Source organism: Halomonas garicola (genome assembly GCF_055382465.1).
The window spans coordinates 1,826,386-1,844,763 of record NZ_AP043931.1 but is presented as its reverse complement, the minus strand read 5'-3'; the positions used below and the strand labels follow the sequence as shown (position 1 = coordinate 1,844,763).

17 protein-coding genes are annotated in these 18,378 nt (G+C 66.9%); 14 read left to right on the top strand and 3 right to left on the bottom strand.

The features are described 5' to 3' along the window. Position 1: 1 nt before the first annotated feature. Positions 2–1,321: a hypothetical protein gene (locus ACZ46Y_RS08925; RefSeq protein ID WP_311953325.1), complete on the bottom strand. Its 1,320-nt coding sequence runs from the start codon at positions 1,319–1,321 to the stop codon at positions 2–4. A 99-nt stretch (positions 1,322–1,420) separates the two neighbouring features. Here ACZ46Y_RS08925 and ACZ46Y_RS08920 point away from each other — a divergent pair, with 99 nt between their 5' ends. Then, on the top strand, positions 1,421–2,632 hold the full coding sequence (locus ACZ46Y_RS08920; protein WP_311953322.1) for a methyltransferase: 1,212 nt from the start codon (positions 1,421–1,423) through the stop codon (positions 2,630–2,632). Here ACZ46Y_RS08920 and ACZ46Y_RS08915 read toward each other — a convergent pair. Further along, positions 2,629–3,879 (bottom strand): dicarboxylate/amino acid:cation symporter, encoded by a 1,251-nt coding sequence (locus ACZ46Y_RS08915; RefSeq protein WP_311953320.1) that lies wholly within the window; start codon positions 3,877–3,879, stop codon positions 2,629–2,631. The genes ACZ46Y_RS08920 and ACZ46Y_RS08915 overlap by 4 nt on opposite strands. Further along, positions 3,876–4,796, bottom strand: coding sequence for a LysR family transcriptional regulator (locus ACZ46Y_RS08910; protein ID WP_311953315.1), 921 nt, complete (start codon positions 4,794–4,796; stop codon positions 3,876–3,878). The genes ACZ46Y_RS08915 and ACZ46Y_RS08910 overlap by 4 nt, the downstream gene beginning before the upstream one ends. A 219-nt stretch (positions 4,797–5,015) precedes the next feature. Between ACZ46Y_RS08910 and leuC the strand changes: the two genes are divergently transcribed. From leuC to ACZ46Y_RS08845, 13 genes are all read left to right on the top strand, one after another. Next, positions 5,016–6,482, top strand: coding sequence for a 3-isopropylmalate dehydratase large subunit (gene leuC, locus ACZ46Y_RS08905; protein ID WP_311953311.1), 1,467 nt, complete (start codon positions 5,016–5,018; stop codon positions 6,480–6,482). Between the two features lie 2 nt (positions 6,483–6,484). Then, complete coding sequence (leuD, locus tag ACZ46Y_RS08900; protein WP_311953309.1) at positions 6,485–7,132, top strand: 3-isopropylmalate dehydratase small subunit; 648 nt, start codon at positions 6,485–6,487, stop codon at positions 7,130–7,132. 35 nt (positions 7,133–7,167) lie between these two features. After that, on the top strand, positions 7,168–8,253 hold the full coding sequence (leuB, locus tag ACZ46Y_RS08895; RefSeq protein ID WP_311953306.1) for a 3-isopropylmalate dehydrogenase: 1,086 nt from the start codon (positions 7,168–7,170) through the stop codon (positions 8,251–8,253). 79 nt (positions 8,254–8,332) lie between these two features. Beyond that, positions 8,333–9,445 carry an aspartate-semialdehyde dehydrogenase gene (gene asd / locus ACZ46Y_RS08890; protein WP_311953304.1) on the top strand — a complete coding sequence of 371 codons (1,113 nt, stop codon included), beginning with the start codon at positions 8,333–8,335 and terminating at the stop codon, positions 9,443–9,445. A gap of 184 nt (positions 9,446–9,629) precedes the next feature. Next, positions 9,630–10,694 (top strand): FimV/HubP family polar landmark protein, encoded by a 1,065-nt coding sequence (locus ACZ46Y_RS08885; protein ID WP_311953301.1) that lies wholly within the window; start codon positions 9,630–9,632, stop codon positions 10,692–10,694. A 12-nt stretch (positions 10,695–10,706) separates the two neighbouring features. Further along, positions 10,707–11,630, top strand: a complete 924-nt coding sequence (truA, locus tag ACZ46Y_RS08880) for a tRNA pseudouridine(38-40) synthase TruA (protein ID WP_311953298.1) — start codon at positions 10,707–10,709, stop codon at positions 11,628–11,630. Further along, positions 11,627–12,277: a phosphoribosylanthranilate isomerase gene (locus ACZ46Y_RS08875; RefSeq protein ID WP_311953294.1), complete on the top strand. Its 651-nt coding sequence runs from the start codon at positions 11,627–11,629 to the stop codon at positions 12,275–12,277. Before truA ends, ACZ46Y_RS08875 begins: the two co-directional genes overlap by 4 nt. A gap of 208 nt (positions 12,278–12,485) precedes the next feature. After that, complete coding sequence (trpB, locus tag ACZ46Y_RS08870; protein WP_311953529.1) at positions 12,486–13,673, top strand: tryptophan synthase subunit beta; 1,188 nt, start codon at positions 12,486–12,488, stop codon at positions 13,671–13,673. Between the two features lie 39 nt (positions 13,674–13,712). Continuing rightward, on the top strand, positions 13,713–14,549 hold the full coding sequence (gene trpA, locus ACZ46Y_RS08865) for a tryptophan synthase subunit alpha (protein WP_311953291.1): 837 nt from the start codon (positions 13,713–13,715) through the stop codon (positions 14,547–14,549). Between the two features lie 88 nt (positions 14,550–14,637). Further along, a complete protein-coding gene (gene accD, locus ACZ46Y_RS08860; RefSeq protein WP_311953288.1) occupies positions 14,638–15,765 on the top strand; it encodes an acetyl-CoA carboxylase, carboxyltransferase subunit beta in 1,128 nt (375 codons plus the stop codon). Further along, positions 15,758–17,062: a bifunctional tetrahydrofolate synthase/dihydrofolate synthase gene (gene folC / locus ACZ46Y_RS08855; RefSeq protein ID WP_311953284.1), complete on the top strand. Its 1,305-nt coding sequence runs from the start codon at positions 15,758–15,760 to the stop codon at positions 17,060–17,062. Before accD ends, folC begins: the two co-directional genes overlap by 8 nt. A gap of 49 nt (positions 17,063–17,111) precedes the next feature. Further along, entirely contained in the window at positions 17,112–17,762 is a 651-nt protein-coding gene (locus ACZ46Y_RS08850) for an SPOR domain-containing protein (RefSeq protein ID WP_311953279.1), read from the top strand. A 3-nt stretch (positions 17,763–17,765) separates the two neighbouring features. Further along, positions 17,766–18,314: a CvpA family protein gene (locus ACZ46Y_RS08845; protein ID WP_311953276.1), complete on the top strand. Its 549-nt coding sequence runs from the start codon at positions 17,766–17,768 to the stop codon at positions 18,312–18,314. The last annotated feature ends 64 nt before the right edge of the window (positions 18,315–18,378 follow it).

Here is an 18,378-nt window from a genome sequence, read left to right as displayed (position 1 = left end):
GTCAGGTCTGCCCCAGCAGCAGGGCAATCCCGGCAATGGCGATGAGAACGAGCAGACTCATGACGCCGGCATAGCCCAGGTTGTGTTTCATCATCCGGTAGCCGCTGATGCCGTAGCGGCCCTGCAGCGAAAGGTTGATGCCGGAAAGCGGCCCCACCGCGGTGCCCACGCCCCAGGCGGCCAGCCCGACAAAGGCGTACAGCGTCTGGGCGTTGCCCTCGAGCGTCAGGATCGAGGCCAGGGTTGAGACGCCGATGATCGGGTGCAGGCCGATCATCGCGCTGAGCACGATGACCACAAAGCTCGCCATGGCCTGGGGCATGCCGAAGCGGGCAAACAGCGTCCACTCTTCCTGGGTGGCGGCGTCCACCAGGGTGGAAAGCCCCAGGGTGAACAGCCCTGCGGCAAGAAACAGCGAAATTTCCCCGCGCATGGCCGGTAGCCTTGTCATGGCGTGCTGATAGATCCGGTAGCCGGTATAGCGCGGCCCCTTGGGCAGGTTGGCGGCGAGCGCCACCGAGGGCAGCAGAAAGGTGATGATGCTGACAATGGAGAGCCTGGGCGTCAGCCAGAAGTGAAACAGCATCACCAGTGCCGCCATGCAAAGGGGCATCAGCAGGCTTTTGGGCGCCAGCGAAAAGCCCTCAACGTCGTCAAGGTCAAAGCGTCGGCTAAGCTCCAGCGCGGTGAAAAGCCCCGCGCACATGGCCAGCGGAAAGCCCGCCAGCGCCACGTAGCCGTACTGCATGTCGGGGGTCAGCGCGATCATCACCCCCATGGAGGCAAAAAACGGCGACCACAGCGCCGCGCTGGAAAGCCCCCGGTTGAGCGCCAGCAGCTGGGGCGTGGACAGAGGTTCCCGGCGGGAGAGCCGGTCGCCTACCATAAAGACCGCCGAAAGGTTCAGGATGGTGCCGAGAAAGTGCACCCCGGCCCAGCTGCGCAGCACGCCGCCGGTGCCGGTGACGCGCTTGCCCGGCGCGCCGCGGTTGCCCTGGCTGCCGATCAGCGCAATAAAGCTTACCCCGACAAGCATCACCACCACGAAGGCGTTGCGGGTGATAATGCCCGGCCAGTACACCCGGGCGCCGTAGCCCAGCCTTGCGGCCAGCAGCATGGCGACCCCCAGGACGATGAGCACGGCGGCCTGGCGGCGGGAGCGCGTGGGAATGTCGCGCCACAGCAGCACCACGGCGAGCCACAGCCCGTAGCTGACCGCGTAGGTGGTGCTGATCGCGCCGTTGAAGCCGGCGATCTGCAGCAGCAGCGCAAGCAGAATCAGCCCGCCCGCGATGCGCTGCCGGGGGGAACTTTCGTGCATAGCCGTTTTCCCGGAAAATTTCCGGCAGGCTAACGGCAACGCCGGGGAAAAGCCAGCGCGCCCCATCATTGACTTACCCGCACGGAGAGAAGGCCTGCCATGAATCATGCCGAGCGCTTTCAGCGCCTGACCAAAGTGCTGGCCGCGTGGCAGCCGCTGTGGGGCCCGCTGCCGTTTGCCCACCGCCGCCTGCCCTGGGCGGCGAGCTACCCGGCGCTGCACCGAACCCTGCTGGCGCTTGACGCCGACGCCGCTGAGCGCGTGGAAGACGACCCGCTGGCGGCCGGGGAACTTGACCCCTGGCTGCCCGTGGCTGAGCTTCGGGCGCTCTCCCGGCTGCCGGCGCATCGCGCCGGGCAGGCCGAGGACGCCGCGCTGCCCAACGTCTGGAGCGATCATATCGGCGGGCGCAAGTGGCGCCAGCTGCAGGCCTTTGTGCGCTGCGTGCCCGACGCTTCCGGACCGCTGGTGGAATGGTGCGCGGGGAAAGGGCACCTGGCGCGCACGCTGAGCCGCCTGTACGGGCGAGCGGTAACCGGCCTCGAGTGGCAGCCGGCGCTGTGCGAGCAGGGTCAGCGCCTGGCGCAAAAGCAAGGGGCGGCGGTCACCCTGGCGGAGCAGGACGTGCTGGCAAGGGATGCCGGCCGCTGGCTTGAACCCGGGGCGCACGCCGTGGCGCTGCACGCCTGCGGCGACCTGCACGCGGCGCTGCTTCGCCAGGCCGCGCAGAAGGGCGTGGCGCTGACGCTGGCGCCGTGCTGCTATCAGCGCACCGCGGCGGAGCGTTATCGGCCGCTTTCCACGCTGGGGCAGCGGCTCGCGGCCGCAAGCGGACTGGCGCTTGCGCGCGATGACCTGGCCCTTGCCGTCCGGGAAACCGTCACCGCGCCGTCCAGCGTCAGCCGTCAGCGCGAGCGGGCTAGCGCCTGGCGGCTGGGGTTTGACCTGCTCCAGCGGGAGGTGCGCGGCGTGGATGAGTATCTACCGGTGCCGAGCCTGGCCTACGGCCGGATGCCGGCTGACTTCGTCGGCTTTTGCCGCTGGGCCGCGGCGCAAAAAGGGCTTACGTTGCCGCCGGCCACTCTCTCCCGGCGCGACTGGGAAGCGGCCGGCAGGGAACGGTTGGGGCAGGTCGAGCGCCTCGAGCTTGTGCGCCATGCCTTTCGTCGGCCGCTGGAAGTGTGGCTGCTGCTCGATCGGCTGATATTTATGCAGGAGGCCGGCTTTGACGCGACCCTTGCTACCTTTTGCTCCCGGGCGCTGACGCCGCGCAACGTCGTGCTGCAGGCGCGCCCCGCCAAGCTGGCCTAAGAGGCCATTTCCTTCTGGGCGTCGGGGGTGGCCTCGTCGACCACCGCCGCGCCGACGATATCGCCGGTCACATTGAGCGCGGTGCCGCCCATGCCGATCAGCGCATCGACGCCGGCGATCAGCGCCACCACCTCCAGGGGCAGGCCGAACATGCCGAGCACCGCGGAGAGCGTGACAAGCCCGGCGGCGGGGACCCCGGCGGTGCCCACCGAGAGCAGGGTGCCGATCACCACGATGACCACAAAGTTGGAAAACGCCAGATCAAGCCCGGTGATATTGGCGGCAAACACCAGCGATACCCCCATGCGCAGCGCGCCGCCGTCGGAGTTGAAGATGGCGCCCAGGGGCAGGGTAAAGTTGGCGGTTGTTTCCGATACCCCGGCCTTTTTCGCCGCCTTGATGGCAATGGGCAGAGTAGCGATGCTGCTGGAGGTAAAAAACGCCGTGGTGAAGGCTTCGCGAATGTTTTTGAAAAAGGCCCCGACCGAGTGTTTCGACAGGCTCAGAAAGCCGGTGTAGACCACGCTCCAGAGAATGACCAGCCCCAGGTAAAACACGCCGGTGAAGTACAAAAGCGATTTCAGCGTCTCCAGCCCCTGGTTGCCGAAGGTGGAGGCGCTGATGGCAAAGACGCCGATGGGCGCGTACAGCAGAATGCCGTTCAGGATGCGGTAGAACATTTCGTTCAGGGCGGTGAACAAGCGCTCGACCCGCATGCCGTGCTCGCGCGTGGCCTCTTCCCGGGAGAAGCGCATGGTGGACACGGCCATGCCGATGATGATGGCGATGAACAGAATGGCCATCAGATTTCCGGAGGTGAAGGCGGCAAAGAGGTTGCGCGGCACGATCTGCAGCAGAATGTCGGAAAAGTGCGGGATGTCGGGCTTGTCCACCGAGGTGTCGGGAAGCGACAGGCCGCTGCCTGGGTTGAAAAAAAGCGCCAGCGACACCCCGATCAGCACGGCAAGGGCAGTGGTGGTCAGGTAGTAGAGCAGCAGCTTGCCGCCCATCTTGCCCAGCTGGGGCAGGTTCATCTGGCTGACGGCCAGCACCACGGTGAGAAAAATCACCGGAATGGCGAGCAGGCTCAGCAGGTGGATCAGCAGCGTGCCCAGCGGCTTGACCAGGGTGGCCTGGTCGCGAAAGATCAGCGCGGCGGCAATGCCCAGTAAAAAGCCCGCCGCCATCTTCAGCACCAGCGGAGTGTCGCGGTAGGTTTTCCAGAGGGGTGGCTTCGTCAAGGTCATGGCGTGATTTCCTGCTCGGTAAACGTTGCCCGGTCGCCGGCGTCGATGTCGCGCGCCTGCTCGAGCTCTTCGATCATGCGGCGCGCGGCGTTGGATAGCGTGCGATTGTGGTGCACCAGGTAGCCAAGCGGCCGGTGAAGCGGCGGGGTGGCAACGTCCAGCTCGACCAGATCATTGTCGACCATGCTCTCGGGCAAAAGGCTCCACCCTAATCCTACGCTACACATCATTTTCAGGGTTTCCAGATAGTTGGTCGACATGCCCGCTTCCAGGGTAAGCCCTTCGCGCTGAAGGCGCCGGCCAAGCAGCGCCCGGGTAAAGGTCAGCGGACCGGGCAGCACGCTTGCATGGTGGCACAGCTCGCCAAGCGTCAGCGACGCGGCGTGGCGCAGCGGGTGATCCGCGGCGCAGACAAAGCACATGCGATCCACCCAGACCGGTACCACGTCAAGCTGCTCGTGGGGCTCGGGTGCGAGCGTGACCACGGCGATTTCCAGGCGGCCGTCCAGCACGTCGCGGTAGGCCTGCTCGGAGTCGAGAAACTCAAGGTTAAGCGCCACGTCGGGGTGACGCCGGGTATAGCGCTTGAGCAGCGGCGGCAGGCGGTGCAGGCCGATGTGATGGCTGGTGGCCAGGCTCAGCCGCCCGCCGACCCGGCCGCTGAGATTGGCCAGCGCCCGGCGGCTGTCGTCCACCGCCAGCAGAATGCCCTGCGCCCGGGGCAGCAGCAGCCGGCCCGCTTCGGTCAGCGCGATGCGTCGGCCGATGCGGTCGAAAAGGCGCGTGCCCAGCTGGTCTTCGAGCCCCGCGATGCGCTTGCTGATGGCCGGCTGAGTCAGGTGGAGCCGCTCCGCCGCCCGGGAAAAGCTCTGGCAGTCGGCCACGGCGATAAAGGCCTGCAGGCTCTGGGTGTCCATCACTATTCCTTTAAGGAATCCAAACCATAAATAACATGAATTGCATTTATCTTCACGGCGGGCAACACTATTTCCAGCACAACGGATTACCAGCACAGCCTATTTATTATCAGCACAGCTTATTACCCGCACAGCTTAGCAACATGCGATTACCGCAAGCGACCACGCCCCGTGACGCCGGTAATCCGCGCAACGCAGGGCAGCGGCCCGGGAGACAACATGGCAGCGCAAACGCTTTACGACAAACTCTGGGAGCAGCATCTGGTCAAGCAGCGCGACGACGGCACCGCGCTGATCTACATCGACCGCCACATGCTCCACGAAGTCACCTCGCCCCAGGCCTTTGAAGGGCTGCGCCTGGCCGGGCGCAAGCCGTGGCGGCTGGATGCCAACCTGGCCACCGCCGATCATAACGTGCCCACCACCGTTGCCGAGCGCGCCGAGGGCAACAAGGGCATCAAGGATCCGGTATCGCTGATCCAGGTACAAACCCTGGACGACAACTGCAGCGAATACGGCATTGCCCAGTTTGGCATCAACGACCCGCGCCAGGGCATCGTTCACGTTATCGGCCCCGAGCAGGGCGCCACGCTTCCGGGCATGACCGTGGTCTGCGGCGACTCCCACACTGCCACCCACGGCGCCTTTGGCGCCCTGGCCCACGGCATCGGCACCTCCGAAGTCGAGCACGTGCTGGCCACCCAGTGCCTGCTCACCCAGAAGATGAAGAACATGCAGGTGCGCGTGGAGGGCACGCTTAGCACAGGCGTTACCGCCAAGGACGTGGTGCTGGCGATTATCGGCCGCATCGGCACCGCCGGCGGCACCGGGCATGCCATCGAGTTTGCCGGCAGCGCCATCGAAGGGCTCTCCATGGAAGGGCGCATGACGGTATGCAACATGGCCATCGAAGCCGGCGCTCGGGTGGGCATGATTGCCGTTGACGATACCGCCATCGACTATATCGGCAACCGGCCGTACTCGCCCGAAGGCGAGCAGTGGGACGCCGCCGTTGCCGACTGGCGCAACCTGGTCTCCGACCCCGACGCCGAGTTCGACAAGGTGGTGACGATTGACGCCGCCGAGATCGAGCCCCAGGTCAGCTGGGGCACCAGCCCCGAGATGGTCACCGGCATTTCCGGTCAGGTACCCGACCCCGCCAGGGCCGCAGACGACACCGTGGCCACCAGCCACGCTCGGGCGCTTGAGTACATGGGGCTTGCGCCCAACCAGAAGATTACTGACATTCGTCTGGACAAGGTGTTCATCGGCTCCTGCACCAACTCGCGCATTGAAGACCTGCGCGAAGCCGCCGCCGTGGCGAAAGGCCAGAAGGTGGCCGACAGCATCATGCTCGCCATGGTGGTGCCGGGCTCGGGGCTGGTGAAGCGCCAGGCCGAGGAAGAAGGGCTCGACAAGGTCTTTATCGAGGCGGGCTTTGAGTGGCGCGAGCCGGGCTGCTCCATGTGCCTGGCGATGAACGCCGACAAGCTCGGCGCCGGCGAGCACTGCGCCTCGACCTCCAACCGCAATTTCGAAGGGCGTCAGGGCTACGGCGGCCGCACCCATCTGGTGAGTCCGGCCATGGCCGCCGCCGCCGCCATTGCCGGCCACTTTGTTGATGTACGTCTTGTCGACGTGCGCCGCCTGCCCGCCAACGATGACCTCCACGCGCAAAAGGCCTGAACATGAAACAGTTTACCCGCTTTGACGGCGTGGTCGCCCCGCTCGACCGCGCCAACGTCGATACCGACCTGATCATCCCCAAGCAGTTTTTGAAGTCGATCAAGCGCACCGGCTTCGGCGTCAACCTGTTCGACGAGCTGCGCTATCTGGATGAGGGCTATCCGGGCCAGGACTGCTCTAAGCGGCCGCTCAATCCGGATTTCGTCCTCAACCGGCCGCGCTACCAAAACGCCGAAGTGCTGCTCGCCCGGCGCAACTTCGGCTGCGGCAGCTCTCGGGAGCACGCGCCCTGGGCGCTCGAGGACTTTGGCTTTCGCGCGGTGATTGCGCCGAGCTTTGCCGACATCTTCTACAACAACGCCTTCAAGAACGGCCTTTTGCTGATCGAGCTCGACGAAGATACCGTGGACCGCCTGTTCAAGGCCGTCGAGGCCACTGAAGGCTACGCCCTGGACGTGGACCTGGAAAACCAGCAGGTGATCACCCCGGAAGGCGAGCGTATCGGGTTTGCCGTGGACGCGTTTCGCAAGCAGTGCCTGCTCGAAGGCCTCGACGACATCGGCATTACCCTCAAGGACGAAGACGCCATCCGCGAGTTCGAGGCCGGCCACCGCGCCCGCCGGCCCTGGCTGTTCCGCGATAGCGCCTGATGACCGCCGGCGTCGACACAAAACAAGGAGTTTGCATGACACGCAAGGTACTTTTACTCCCGGGCGACGGCATCGGCCCGGAAATTATCGCCCAGGCGGCGCGTCTGCTTGACGCCTGCCAAAAGGCCGGGCTTGACATCGACGTCGACGAAGCGCCGGTGGGCGGGGCAGCCTTCGACGCCCACGGCGAGCCGCTGCCGGCAGCCACGCTGGAGAAAGCCAAAGCCGCCGACGCGGTACTGCTGGGCGCGGTGGGCGGCCCCAGGTGGGACGCGCTGGAGGATCGTTCCAAGCGTCCGGAGCAGGGGCTTTTGGGCCTGCGTAAGCATCTGGGGCTTTTTGGCAACCTGCGTCCGGCGCTGCTGTATCCGCAGCTTGCCGGCGCCTCAAGCCTCAAGCCCGAGCTGGTCTCGGGGCTGGATATCATGATCGTGCGCGAGCTCACCGGCGGCATCTACTTCGGCAAGCCCCGGGGGATTGAAGAGCGCGACGGCCAGCGCGTGGGCTATAACACCTACGTCTACGGTGAGGCGGAGATCGAGCGCATCGGCCGGGTAGCGTTTGCCATGGCGCAAAAGCGCGGCAAAAAGCTGTGCTCGGTGGACAAGGCCAACGTGCTCGAGGTCACCATGCTGTGGCGCGAGGTCATGGAGCGCCTGGCGCCGGAGTACCCCGACGTCGAGCTTTCGCATATGTACGTGGACAACGCCGCCATGCAGCTGGTGCGCGCGCCCAAGCAGTTTGACGTAGTGGTCACCGGCAACATGTTCGGCGATATCCTCTCCGACGCCGCGGCCATGCTCACCGGCTCCATCGGCATGCTGCCCTCGGCCTCGCTGAACGAGTCCGGCCAGGGCATGTTTGAACCCTGCCACGGCAGCGCGCCGGACATCGCCGGCAAGAACATGGCCAACCCTCTGGCGATGATGCTCTCGGTTGCCATGATGCTGCGCTATTCGCTTGACGAAAACGCCATGGCTCGGCGTATCGAGGCGGCGGTGGGTCAGGTGCTTGACGACGGCCTGCGCACCGCCGACATCGCCGCCGACAGCGAAGAGGCCGTTGGCACCGACGCCATGGGCGATGCCGTACTCGAGGCCTTTTCCCGTCGCTTAGCCTGACGTCGTTCTCGGGGCCGGGTGATAAACGCGCCGCGCAATTGTGTATAATGGGGGGCACATTTTTTCCGGAGGACTTGTCATGTTGAAAGTCGGTTTTGTGGGGTGGCGCGGCATGGTCGGCTCCGTGCTGATGCAGCGGATGCTCGAAGGCGGTGATTTCAACGGCATCGAGCCGCGGTTTTTCACCACCTCCCAGGTCGGCCAGCCGGGGCCGGACATCGGCGCTGACGTCCCCGCGTTGAAAGACGCCTTTGATCTGGACGAGCTCAAGGCGCTCGACGTCATTGTGACCACCCAGGGCGGCGACTACACCAAGCAGGTCTACGCTGACCTTCGCCGCGGCGGCTGGAACGGCTACTGGCTCGACGCCGCCAGCGCTCTGCGCATGGACGACGACGCCACTATCGTACTGGATCCGGTCAACCGCGCCGTCATCGACGCCCAGCTGGCGCGCGGGGCGAAGACGTTCGTCGGCGGCAACTGCACCGTCAGCCTGATGCTCATGGGCCTTGGCGGGCTGTTTGAAGCCGACATGATCGAGTGGATGACCTCCATGACCTATCAGGCGGCGTCCGGCTCCGGCGCCAAGCACATGCGCGAGCTGCTCAACCAGATGGGTGGGCTGCGCGATAGCGTCGGCGAAGAGCTTAAGGACACCTCCAGCGCGATCCTCGACATCGACCGCAAGGTCACCGCGGCCATGCGCGGCGGCGACTTTCCCACCGATAACTTCGGCGCGCCGCTGGCGGGAAGTCTCTTGCCGTGGATCGACAGCAAGCTCGACAACGGCCAGAGCCGCGAAGAGTGGAAGGGTGGTGCCGAGTCCAACAAGATTCTCGGCCTGGAAAATAACCCCGTGCCCATCGACGGCATCTGTGTGCGCGTGGGCACCATGCGCTCCCACAGCCAGGCGTTTACCATCAAGCTCAAGCAGGACGTGCCGCTTGACGAAATCGAAGACCGCCTGGCGAAGCACAACGACTGGGTGAGCGTCGTGCCCAACGAGAAAGACGCCTCCATCGACCAGCTCACCCCGGCGGCGGTCACCGGCACGCTGCAGGTGCCGGTCGGGCGGCTGCGCAAGCTGGCCATGGGCGGCGAATACCTGTCCGCCTTCAGCGCCGGCGACCAGCTTTTGTGGGGTGCTGCCGAGCCGCTCAAGCGGATGCTGAAGATCCTGCGCGAGCAGTAAAATAGGCGATCACCATCGTCAACGGGCGCTGAAGCCGGCGCCCGTTTTTTATTACTATGTTGTGAATGGCCCTGTTGTGGGTGCCGCCGGGCCGATACGCCGGCAGGGTATGAGGGAAACGAGACAGGGGCGTCGGGCCGGCGTGGCTGACCCGGCGCGCTGTAACCGGGGGAACCAGGGGCTCATGAAATTACCATCCGCGCTGGCTGTGTTGCTTGCCGTATCGCTTGCCGGTCCGCTGGCCCATGCCGAAGAAAGCGGGCAGGATGCCGCCGGCGCCGACGACCCAGCGCAGCGCACCCCGCCCGCTACCACCTACGTCAGCAGCGGCGATGCCCTGTGGCACGTGGCCGAGCGCGTCAGGCCCGAGGCGGCAAGCGTCGAGCAGGTCATGCTGGCGCTGGTCGAGGCCAATCCCGAGGCCTTTCCCAGCGGCAACATCAACGCCATGTCAGCCGACACCGAACTCAGAGTGCCGGACGTCGAGCGCATGCTCCGCCGCAGCAAGGCCCAGGCGGAAAAAACCATCGATTACATGAATATTGCCTGGCGCATCCGCGGGCCGGAAGGGCCGGTGCACGTGCCGCTGGGCCCGCCGGAGAACCGGGCGCAAGCCGCTTTAGATCAAAACGCGCAAGACCAGCCCCCGGCGCTTAGCCTGGAGGCCGGCGAGGCGCTGTCGCTCGAGCCGGAAAAGGCGGTAGCCGGGCTCGGGGCGCTCGACCAGAGCGTGCTTGCCGAGGTCCGGGAGCTTGGCCAGGAGTTCGCCCAGGACGGGGCAGGAGGCGAGCTCGACGCGCTCAAGGCTCGCCTTGAGCGCGCTATTGGCCAGCGCGACCGGCTGCTTGAAGAAGTGTCCCGGCTGGAGTCGGAGCTTTCCCGGCTGACCGAGGAGCTAGCGCTTCAGGAAGTGGAGCTGGCGCGCCAGGAGGTGCAGGAAGGCACGTCGGGCTACCGGGCAGCCGCGGACGAGGAGCGGTCGGCAAACGGCGCGACGGACGATGCGGTGGCGCCGGCTAGCGAATTCGCCGTTGCCCGGCGCGGCATGGCGAGCCTTGCCGCCGAGTACCGCTGGCCGCTAGCGGGGGGCGCGCTGCTGCTGGTGGCGCTGGTGGCGCTGTGGCGCTACCGGCGGCGCTCAGGTCGTGACGTTGACGAGTTCAGCGCCTACGAAGACGCCTCGCCGCGCGGCGAAGAGGTAGCATTCAAGCCGTCGAGTCAGGATAATACGTCTTCTTCTTCCTATTGATTGTGGCAAGTGATGACGCTGTTTGACCGCTTTGATGAAAGCACGCCGCTTACCGGGCGGCTCGCCATGGGTATCGAGTACGACGGCAGCGGCTACTGCGGCTTTCAGCGCCTGAGCCACGCCGCCTCGATCCAGGGGACGCTGGAGCATGCCCTGAGCCGAGTGGCCAATGCCCCGGTACAGGTTCACGCCAGCGGCCGCACCGACTCCGGCGTTCACGCCACCCGCCAGATCATTCACTTTGACGCGCCGGCATCGCGCAGTGAGAAGGGCTGGGTGTTCGGCGCCAACGCCAATCTCCCCCGGGACATCGCCGTACACTGGGTAACGTCAGTACCCGACGATTTCCACTCGCGCCTGAGCGCGCTGGCGCGGCGCTACCGTTACGTGCTGATCAACCAGCTCAACCCTCCGGTGCTCGAGCGCGCCAACGTCACCTGGTGCCGCGATCCGCTGGACGCCGACGCCATGCATCGGGCGGCCCAGGCGCTGGTGGGCGAGAACGATTTTTCCAGCTTTCGCGCTGCCGGCTGCCGGTCGAAAACGCCCTGGCGGCACATGCACTTTCTCGAGGTCAAACGCCACGGCCCGCTGGTGGTGATCGACATCCAGGGCAACGCCTTTTTGCACCACATGATCCGTAATGTCGCCGGCGCGCTGACAAGCGTCGGTCGCGGCGCCCGGGACGAGGCGTATCTGGGCCGGCTGCTAGCCTTGAAAGACCGCCAGCAGGGCGACGTGACCGCGCCGGCCCGGGGCCTGCACTTTGTCGATGTGCGCTACGACGACGCCTTTGCGCTGCCCCGGGAGCCGCTGGGGCCGGGGCTTTTGCTTTCCACCGGTGAATGGACCGGCGAGCGGCCTATCCCTGACTCGCGCATGGTGCGCCTGCGCCGGGGACGCCCGCGCCGGGCGGTCGAGGAGGGCGCCACATGACCCCGGCGCCTTCACGCACCCGGATCAAGTTTTGCGGGCTAACCCGCCGGGCCGATATCGCCCGGGCGGTGGCGCTTGGCGTCGACGCCCTGGGCTTTGTCATGTGGCCGCAGAGCAAGCGCGCCATCGACGCGGCAACGCTTGCGGCCCTTGCCGCCGAGGTGCCGGCCTTTGTTACCCGAGTGGGGCTGTTTGTGGATGCCGACCCCGACCTGGTCGAGCAGTGCGCCCCTTATCTCGATATGCTGCAGTTTCACGGCAGCGAGCCGCCCGCCGACTGCGCGGGCTATGCCACGGCCTGGATCAAGGCGCTGCGCATGCGCGACGGCGTTGATCTGCACCGCGAAGCCGAGCGCTACCGGGGCGCTTCGGCGCTGCTGCTGGACGCCTACCGGCCGGGGGTGCCGGGCGGCACGGGGGAGGTCTTTGACTGGTCGAGAATTCCCGCTACGCTTTCAAAACCTGTTATCCTCGCCGGTGGCCTGACGCCTGATAATATCGGCCGCGCGGTCCGCCGGGTAGCGCCCCACGCGGTGGACGTTTCCGGCGGCATCGAGGCCGCTCCCGGCCGCAAGGACCCGGCGAGAATGGCGGCGTTTGTGGAGCGGGTAGCGGCGGCGGATCGTGTGCGGAAGGCGGCCCCGTAACGTTGATGCGCGGCGAGGAACCCCGCTGCGCGTTTACCGGTCCAATAATGGCAGCCAGCATTGCTCCCGTCCGGGGTATGGATGGCTTAACTCTTGGCGTTTTTTGTGAGGTGCACCCGTGACCGTCTCTGCTACTCAGCCCGGCGCTACCCAGTCTAGCGCTGGCTCGTCCGGCGCCGATCAACCCCGATTCAGCGAGCTTACCGGGATGCCGGATGCCCGCGGCCATTTCGGCCCCTACGGCGGCCGCTTCGTCTCCGAAACCCTGAGCTTTGCCCTGGAAGACCTGGAAAAAACCTACGCCGGCCTGCGTAACGACCCGGCCTTCCAGGCAGAGTTTGACCACGACCTGGCCCATTACGTGGGCCGGCCCTCGCCGCTCTATCACGCCGAGCGCTGGTCCAACGCCCTGGGCGGCGCGCAGATCTGGCTCAAGCGCGAAGATTTGAACCACACCGGCGCGCACAAGGTGAATAACACCATCGGCCAGGCGCTTTTGGCCAAGAAAAGCGGCAAACCCCGGGTCATCGCCGAGACCGGCGCCGGCCAACACGGCGTTGCCACGGCAACCGTTGCCGCCCGGCTGGGCCTTGAGTGCGACGTCTACATGGGCGCCACCGACGTCGAGCGCCAGAAGCTCAACGTCTACCGCATGCGCCTGCTGGGCGCCCGAGTTATCCCCGTGGAATCGGGTACCAAAACGCTCAAGGACGCCATGAACGAGGCGCTGCGCGACTGGGTGACCAACGTCGACGACACCTTCTACATCATCGGCACCGTGGCCGGCCCGCACCCTTACCCGCTGCTGGTGCGCGACTTCAACTCGGTCGTGGGGCGCGAGGCGCGCCGCCAGTCGCTTGAGCAGATCGGCCGGCTGCCCGATGCGCTGATCGCCTGCGTAGGCGGCGGCTCCAACGCTCTGGGGCTTTTCTATCCCTTTGTCGAAGACGAAGACGTCGCCATGTACGGCGTGGAAGCCGGCGGCGACGGCGTTGCTACCGGCCGCCACGCCGCACCGCTGTCGTCCGGGGCGCCGCGCGGCGTGCTCCACGGCAACCGCACCTACCTGATGTCCGACGAGGCCGGCCAGGTGGCCGACACCCACTCGATTTCCGCCGGGCTCGACTACCCGGGCGTGGGCCCCGAGCACGCGCTGTGGAAAGACGTCGGGCGGGTCAACTACGTGGCCGCCAACGACGACGCCGTGCTCGAAGCGTTTCGCGAGCTGACCCACATGGAAGGCATCATGCCGGCGCTGGAGTCCGCCCACGCGCTGGCCCAGGCCAAGATCATGGCGCCAACCATGCGGCCCGACCAGCACATTGTGGTCAACCTTTCCGGCCGCGGCGACAAGGACATCATGACGGTCGCCAAGCTCGACGGCATCGAATTTTAAAAGCCCGCTTTTCCAGAGCCCGTTTTTCAAGGGATAGCCATGAACCGTATCGATCAACGATTCAGCGAACTCAAGCAGCAGGGGCGCCGCGCGCTGATCCCGTTCATTACCGCCGGTGACCCCGCGCCGCGCTATACCGTGGGTTTCATGCACGCGCTGGTGGAAGCCGGCGCCGACGTCGTGGAGCTGGGCGTGCCGTTTTCCGACCCCATGGCCGACGGCCCTGTGATCCAGAAAGCCTGCGAGCGGGCGCTGGCGGCCGGCACCCGGCTGGTCGACCTGCTGGACATGGTCGCCGAGTTTCGCCGCACCGACACCGCCACGCCGGTGGTGCTCATGGGCTATCTCAACCCCATCGAGCGCATCGGCTACGAGGCCTTTGCCCGCCGGGCGGCCGAGGCCGGGGTGGACGGCGTGCTCACCGTGGATATGCCGCCGGAAGAGGCCGACGAGCTCGCGCCGCTGCTGAAGGCCAACGGCGTGGCGGCGATTTTCCTGGTGGCGCCAACGACCTCCCGGGAGCGCGCCGCCACGATCTGTGCCCACGGCGAAGGCTACCTCTACTACGTCTCGCTCAAGGGCGTCACCGGCTCGGCGACGCTCAACGCCGAGGACGTCGCCGAGCACCTGGCGCCGCTTCGCGAGCTGACCGATCTGCCGCTGTGCGTGGGCTTTGGCATCCGCGACGGAGCCACCGCCGCCGAAGTCGCCAGGGTCGCAGACGGCGTTATCGCCGGCAGCGCGCTGGTTAACCGGATTGCCGACAACGCGACCACGCCCGAGGCGATTCCCGACGCCTTGAAAGCCGTGCTCGGCGACATGCGCCGGGCCATGGACGCGGTGGCCGCGCCGGACCTTGCCGATGCGCCGCGCTGATGCCACCTTTTGTATTACGTGCGTGCTTCACGCCAACCTTCAGGCCTGGCCCCGCCGGGCATAAACGTATAACGGAAGCCTTTGTGATATGAGCTGGCTAGACAAAATTGTGCCCTCGATGGGGCGAATCCAGCGTAAAGACCGCCGTGCCAGCGTGCCCGACGGTCTTTGGCGCAAGTGCCCCAAGTGCGACGCCGTCCTCTATCTGCCCGAGCTTGAAAAGCTCCACAGCGTGTGTCCCAAGTGCGACCACCACCTGCGCCTGACCGCGCGCAAGCGGCTGGACTGGTTTCTGGACAAGGACGACCGCGAAGAGCTTGCCACCGAGGTGCAGCCGGTCGACCGGCTGAAGTTCCGCGACTCCAAGAAATACCGCGACCGCCTGACCGCGGCGCAGAAAACCACCGGCGAGAAAGATGCGCTGATCGCCATGCGCGGCCGGCTGGACGGCATGCCGGTCGTCGCCGTGGCGTTTGAGTTCACCTTCATGGGCGGCTCCATGGGCGCTGTGGTCGGCGAAAAGTTCGCCCGCGCGGCGACCCTGGCCCGGGAAGAAGGCCTGCCGCTGATCTGCTTTGCCGCCTCCGGCGGGGCGCGGATGCAGGAAGCGCTTTTTTCGCTGATGCAGATGGCCAAGACTTCGGCCGCGCTCGAGCGCCTGAAAGAGGCCGGCGTGCCGTACTTCTCGGTGCTCACCGACCCGGTCTTCGGCGGCGTCTCGGCTTCGCTTGCCATGCTCGGTGATTTGAACGTCGCCGAGCCCAACGCGCTGATCGGCTTTGCCGGCCCCCGGGTCATCGAGCAGACCGTGCGCGAAAACCTGCCCGAAGGCTTCCAGCGCAGCGAGTTTTTGCTCGAGCACGGCGCCATCGACATGATCGTGCATCGCCACGACATGCGCACTCGGCTTTCCGGCATGCTGCGCAAGCTGACGCACCAGCCCGCGTCCCAGGCGCTGCCCGACGAAGGCGCGCCGGTAGCGCCGCCGGTAGGTGATGAAGAGGTTCTCGCCGACGAGCCGCCGGCCGCAACCGGCGAACGCGCGGCCGACTCCGACGAGGCGGAGACGCGCCCGGAGCCGGAGGAGACGGCCGACGGCGATCAAACCGCTGACGCTTCGCGTCGCGAAGCGGACGGCAAGGCGCCCGACGAGGCCGACACGCCCGACGACAGCGGTGATAACGACGACAACGGCGACAAGCCCCGGGATGCCTGACGCTTCGCCACCATCGCCGTCCGCCTCGCTTGCCGAGTGGCTTGCCTGGTGGGAGCGGCTGCACCCCACCGGCATCGACATGGGCCTGGATCGCGTGCGCGCGGTGGCCGCGCGCCTGGGGCTTGTTCAGCGCGGCCGCTTGACGGGCGGCCACCCGCCGCAGGTGATCACCGTTGCCGGCACCAACGGCAAGGGCTCTACCGCGGCCATGCTGGCAAGCCTCGCGCACGGCCACGGCCGGCGCGTGGGTATGTACACTTCGCCGCATCTGGTGCGCTACAACGAGCGCGTCATCATCGACGGCGAGCCGGCAGGCGACGCCCAGCTGGTGGCGGGTTTTGTCGAGGTGGAGAAGGCCCGCGCCGTCGCGCCCGCAGTCAGCCTCACCTATTTTGAAGCCGGCACGCTCTGCGCCCTGTGGTGCCTGGTGCATGCCGAGCTTGACCTGCTGGTGCTGGAAGTGGGCCTGGGCGGCCGGCTGGACGCGGTGAACATCATCGACGCCGACGTCGCCGTGGTTACCACGATCGCCCGGGATCACGCCGGCTTTCTGGGAAATGACATAGCGCATATCGGCCGGGAGAAAGCCGGCATTTTCCGCGCCGGGCGCCCGGCGGTGCTGGGCAGCGACGCTCTGCCGGAAAGCGTCGCAGAGGCCGCCGCCGAGCGGCAAGCGCCGGTTTATGCGCTGGGCAAGGCGTTTTCGCGTACGCCGCTGACCCCCGATGGCTGGGCGTTTCACCGCGAGGCGGGGCCTTCGCTTGCGGCCCTGCCCGACCCCGGTCTGCCGCTGGACAACGCCGCCACCGCGCTACAGGCGCTGGCGCTTGCCGGGATCGACCTCGACCCGACCGCGCTCCGCCGGGCCCTTGCGCAGGTTAGCCTGCCCGGGCGCATGCAGTGGCACGGCCAGTGGTGCCTGGACGTGGGCCATAATCCCCACGCCGCCGCCTACGTCGCCGGCCGCCTGGCCGCGCGGGCAGCGCCAGGGCGGCGCTGGTGCCTGCTGGGCATGCTCGACGACAAGGACGCCGCCGGGGTGATTGCGGCGCTGGCGCCGGCGATCAGCGACTGGGTATGCGTAAGCCTTGACGGCCCCCGGGGGCGCGATGCCCAGGCGCTGGCGGCGGACGTCGTGGCCGGGGGCGGGCGCGTGCGGCACTGCGCGGCGTCGCCCGAGGCCGGCGCCGAGTGGCTCGACGAGCAGCTGGCCGACGACGACATCGTGCTCGTCGCCGGCTCGTTTTTTACCGTAGGCGCGCTGCTGGCCACGCCACGCTTTGACGGCAGCGCCTGAGCGCCGCGCGAGCGGCCCGGCAGGGGCCGATCTGCTAGAGGATACACCTATGAAATACGGCAAGACCGAGCGTATCAGCGGCATTGTTATCCTGCTGGCGCTGGCGGCGATCATCGTGCCCTGGCTGATGAGCGAGCCGGCGCCCCGCGACGAGCCGCTACAGCCGTCCTTCGACGTCGAGCAGCCCGCGGACGTGCCCCGCCACGAGGTGCCGGCGCCGCAGAAGCCGGGCTCCATCGACGCGGCCGATGAGATCGACGAAGACGCCGTCGCCAACGCCGTTCCGCTCGACAGCGCTACCGGGAAAGCGGACGACAAGGCGCCGGATACCGGCGGGGAAGCCGTGGTCGAGCCGCCGACGATATCCTCGGATGAGGCCGGGTCGGACGACGATGACTCGGCGGCCGCGGACAAAAGCGATCCCATTGCCGATATGGTGCAGGGCGGCGGGGCGCCCAAAGCGGCCGAGGGCGGCGAATGGGCGGTCCAGGTGGGCAGCTTCGGCAAGGCGGAAAACGCCAGCCGGCTGAAAAAAGAGCTCGAAGGCGAGGGCTTCAGCGTTTACACCCGCGCCCGGGACAACGATCTGACCACCGTGCTCGTGGGGCCCTACGCTAGCTCCGAGGACGGCGAGCAGGCCCGCTCGCTGATCAAGGAGCGCGCCAACCAGCAGGGGCTGCTGATCCGGGTGCGAGACTGAGCCGTGGCGCTGACCTGGATCGACGTGCTGTTTCTCGCCGTGCTGGCGCTCTCCGTGCTCGCCGGCCTGGTTCGCGGGCTGGTGCGCGAAGCGCTGGGCCTGGCGGTTTGGGTGACGGCGCTCATGGCGGCGCGGGCGCTGGCCGAGCCCGTGGCCGAGCGGCTGGCCGGCTGGATTGATAGCTTCGATGCGCGCCTGGTGCTGGGGTTCGTGCTGGTGGTGCTCATTGTGATTCTGCTGGGCGGCATCGTCATCCGTCTGCTGCACGCGGCGATCGAGTGGGTGGGGATGGGCTTTCTCAACCGCCTGGCCGGGGCGGCCTTCGGCCTGGTGCGCGGCACCGCCGTGCTGCTGGTAGCCACGGTGCTTTTGACGCTCACGCCGCTGGAGGCGCTGGACGCCTGGCAGGAGGCCGCGCTGCGCCCGACCTTTGAACAGCTGCGCGGCTGGGCGCTCGGCCAGCTCGAGCAGTGGGACCCAACGCTGCCCCCGGCGCCGGAATCAATCAGGGATATTCCGCTGCCGGACTTTCACCGGCGCGAGGCTTCCTGAGCCGCGCCGGCACGCTACCAGCCCGGCCTGCAGCCAGGCGTCGGGCGTTCACGAATTCCAATGG

Bases quoted from the DNA above. Each gene is read 5' to 3' on its own strand.
- leuD (WP_311953309.1), top strand. From the start codon at position 6,485: ATGAAACAGTTTACCCGCTTTGACGGCGTGGTCGCCCCGCTCGACCGC.
- ACZ46Y_RS08885 (WP_311953301.1), top strand. From the start codon at position 9,630: ATGAAATTACCATCCGCGCTGGCTGTGTTGCTTGCCGTATCGCTTGCC.
- ACZ46Y_RS08920 (WP_311953322.1), top strand. From the start codon at position 1,421: ATGAATCATGCCGAGCGCTTTCAGCGCCTGACCAAAGTGCTGGCCGCG.
- trpB (WP_311953529.1), top strand. From the start codon at position 12,486: ATGCCGGATGCCCGCGGCCATTTCGGCCCCTACGGCGGCCGCTTCGTC.
- leuC (WP_311953311.1), top strand. From the start codon at position 5,016: ATGGCAGCGCAAACGCTTTACGACAAACTCTGGGAGCAGCATCTGGTC.
- leuB (WP_311953306.1), top strand. From the start codon at position 7,168: ATGACACGCAAGGTACTTTTACTCCCGGGCGACGGCATCGGCCCGGAA.
- trpA (WP_311953291.1), top strand. From the start codon at position 13,713: ATGAACCGTATCGATCAACGATTCAGCGAACTCAAGCAGCAGGGGCGC.
- ACZ46Y_RS08925 (WP_311953325.1), bottom strand. From the start codon at position 1,321: ATGCACGAAAGTTCCCCCCGGCAGCGCATCGCGGGCGGGCTGATTCTG.
- truA (WP_311953298.1), top strand. From the start codon at position 10,707: ATGACGCTGTTTGACCGCTTTGATGAAAGCACGCCGCTTACCGGGCGG.
- asd (WP_311953304.1), top strand. From the start codon at position 8,333: ATGTTGAAAGTCGGTTTTGTGGGGTGGCGCGGCATGGTCGGCTCCGTG.
- ACZ46Y_RS08850 (WP_311953279.1), top strand. From the start codon at position 17,112: ATGAAATACGGCAAGACCGAGCGTATCAGCGGCATTGTTATCCTGCTG.
- ACZ46Y_RS08915 (WP_311953320.1), bottom strand. From the start codon at position 3,879: ATGACCTTGACGAAGCCACCCCTCTGGAAAACCTACCGCGACACTCCG.
- ACZ46Y_RS08910 (WP_311953315.1), bottom strand. From the start codon at position 4,796: ATGGACACCCAGAGCCTGCAGGCCTTTATCGCCGTGGCCGACTGCCAG.
- folC (WP_311953284.1), top strand. From the start codon at position 15,758: ATGCCTGACGCTTCGCCACCATCGCCGTCCGCCTCGCTTGCCGAGTGG.
- accD (WP_311953288.1), top strand. From the start codon at position 14,638: ATGAGCTGGCTAGACAAAATTGTGCCCTCGATGGGGCGAATCCAGCGT.
- ACZ46Y_RS08875 (WP_311953294.1), top strand. From the start codon at position 11,627: ATGACCCCGGCGCCTTCACGCACCCGGATCAAGTTTTGCGGGCTAACC.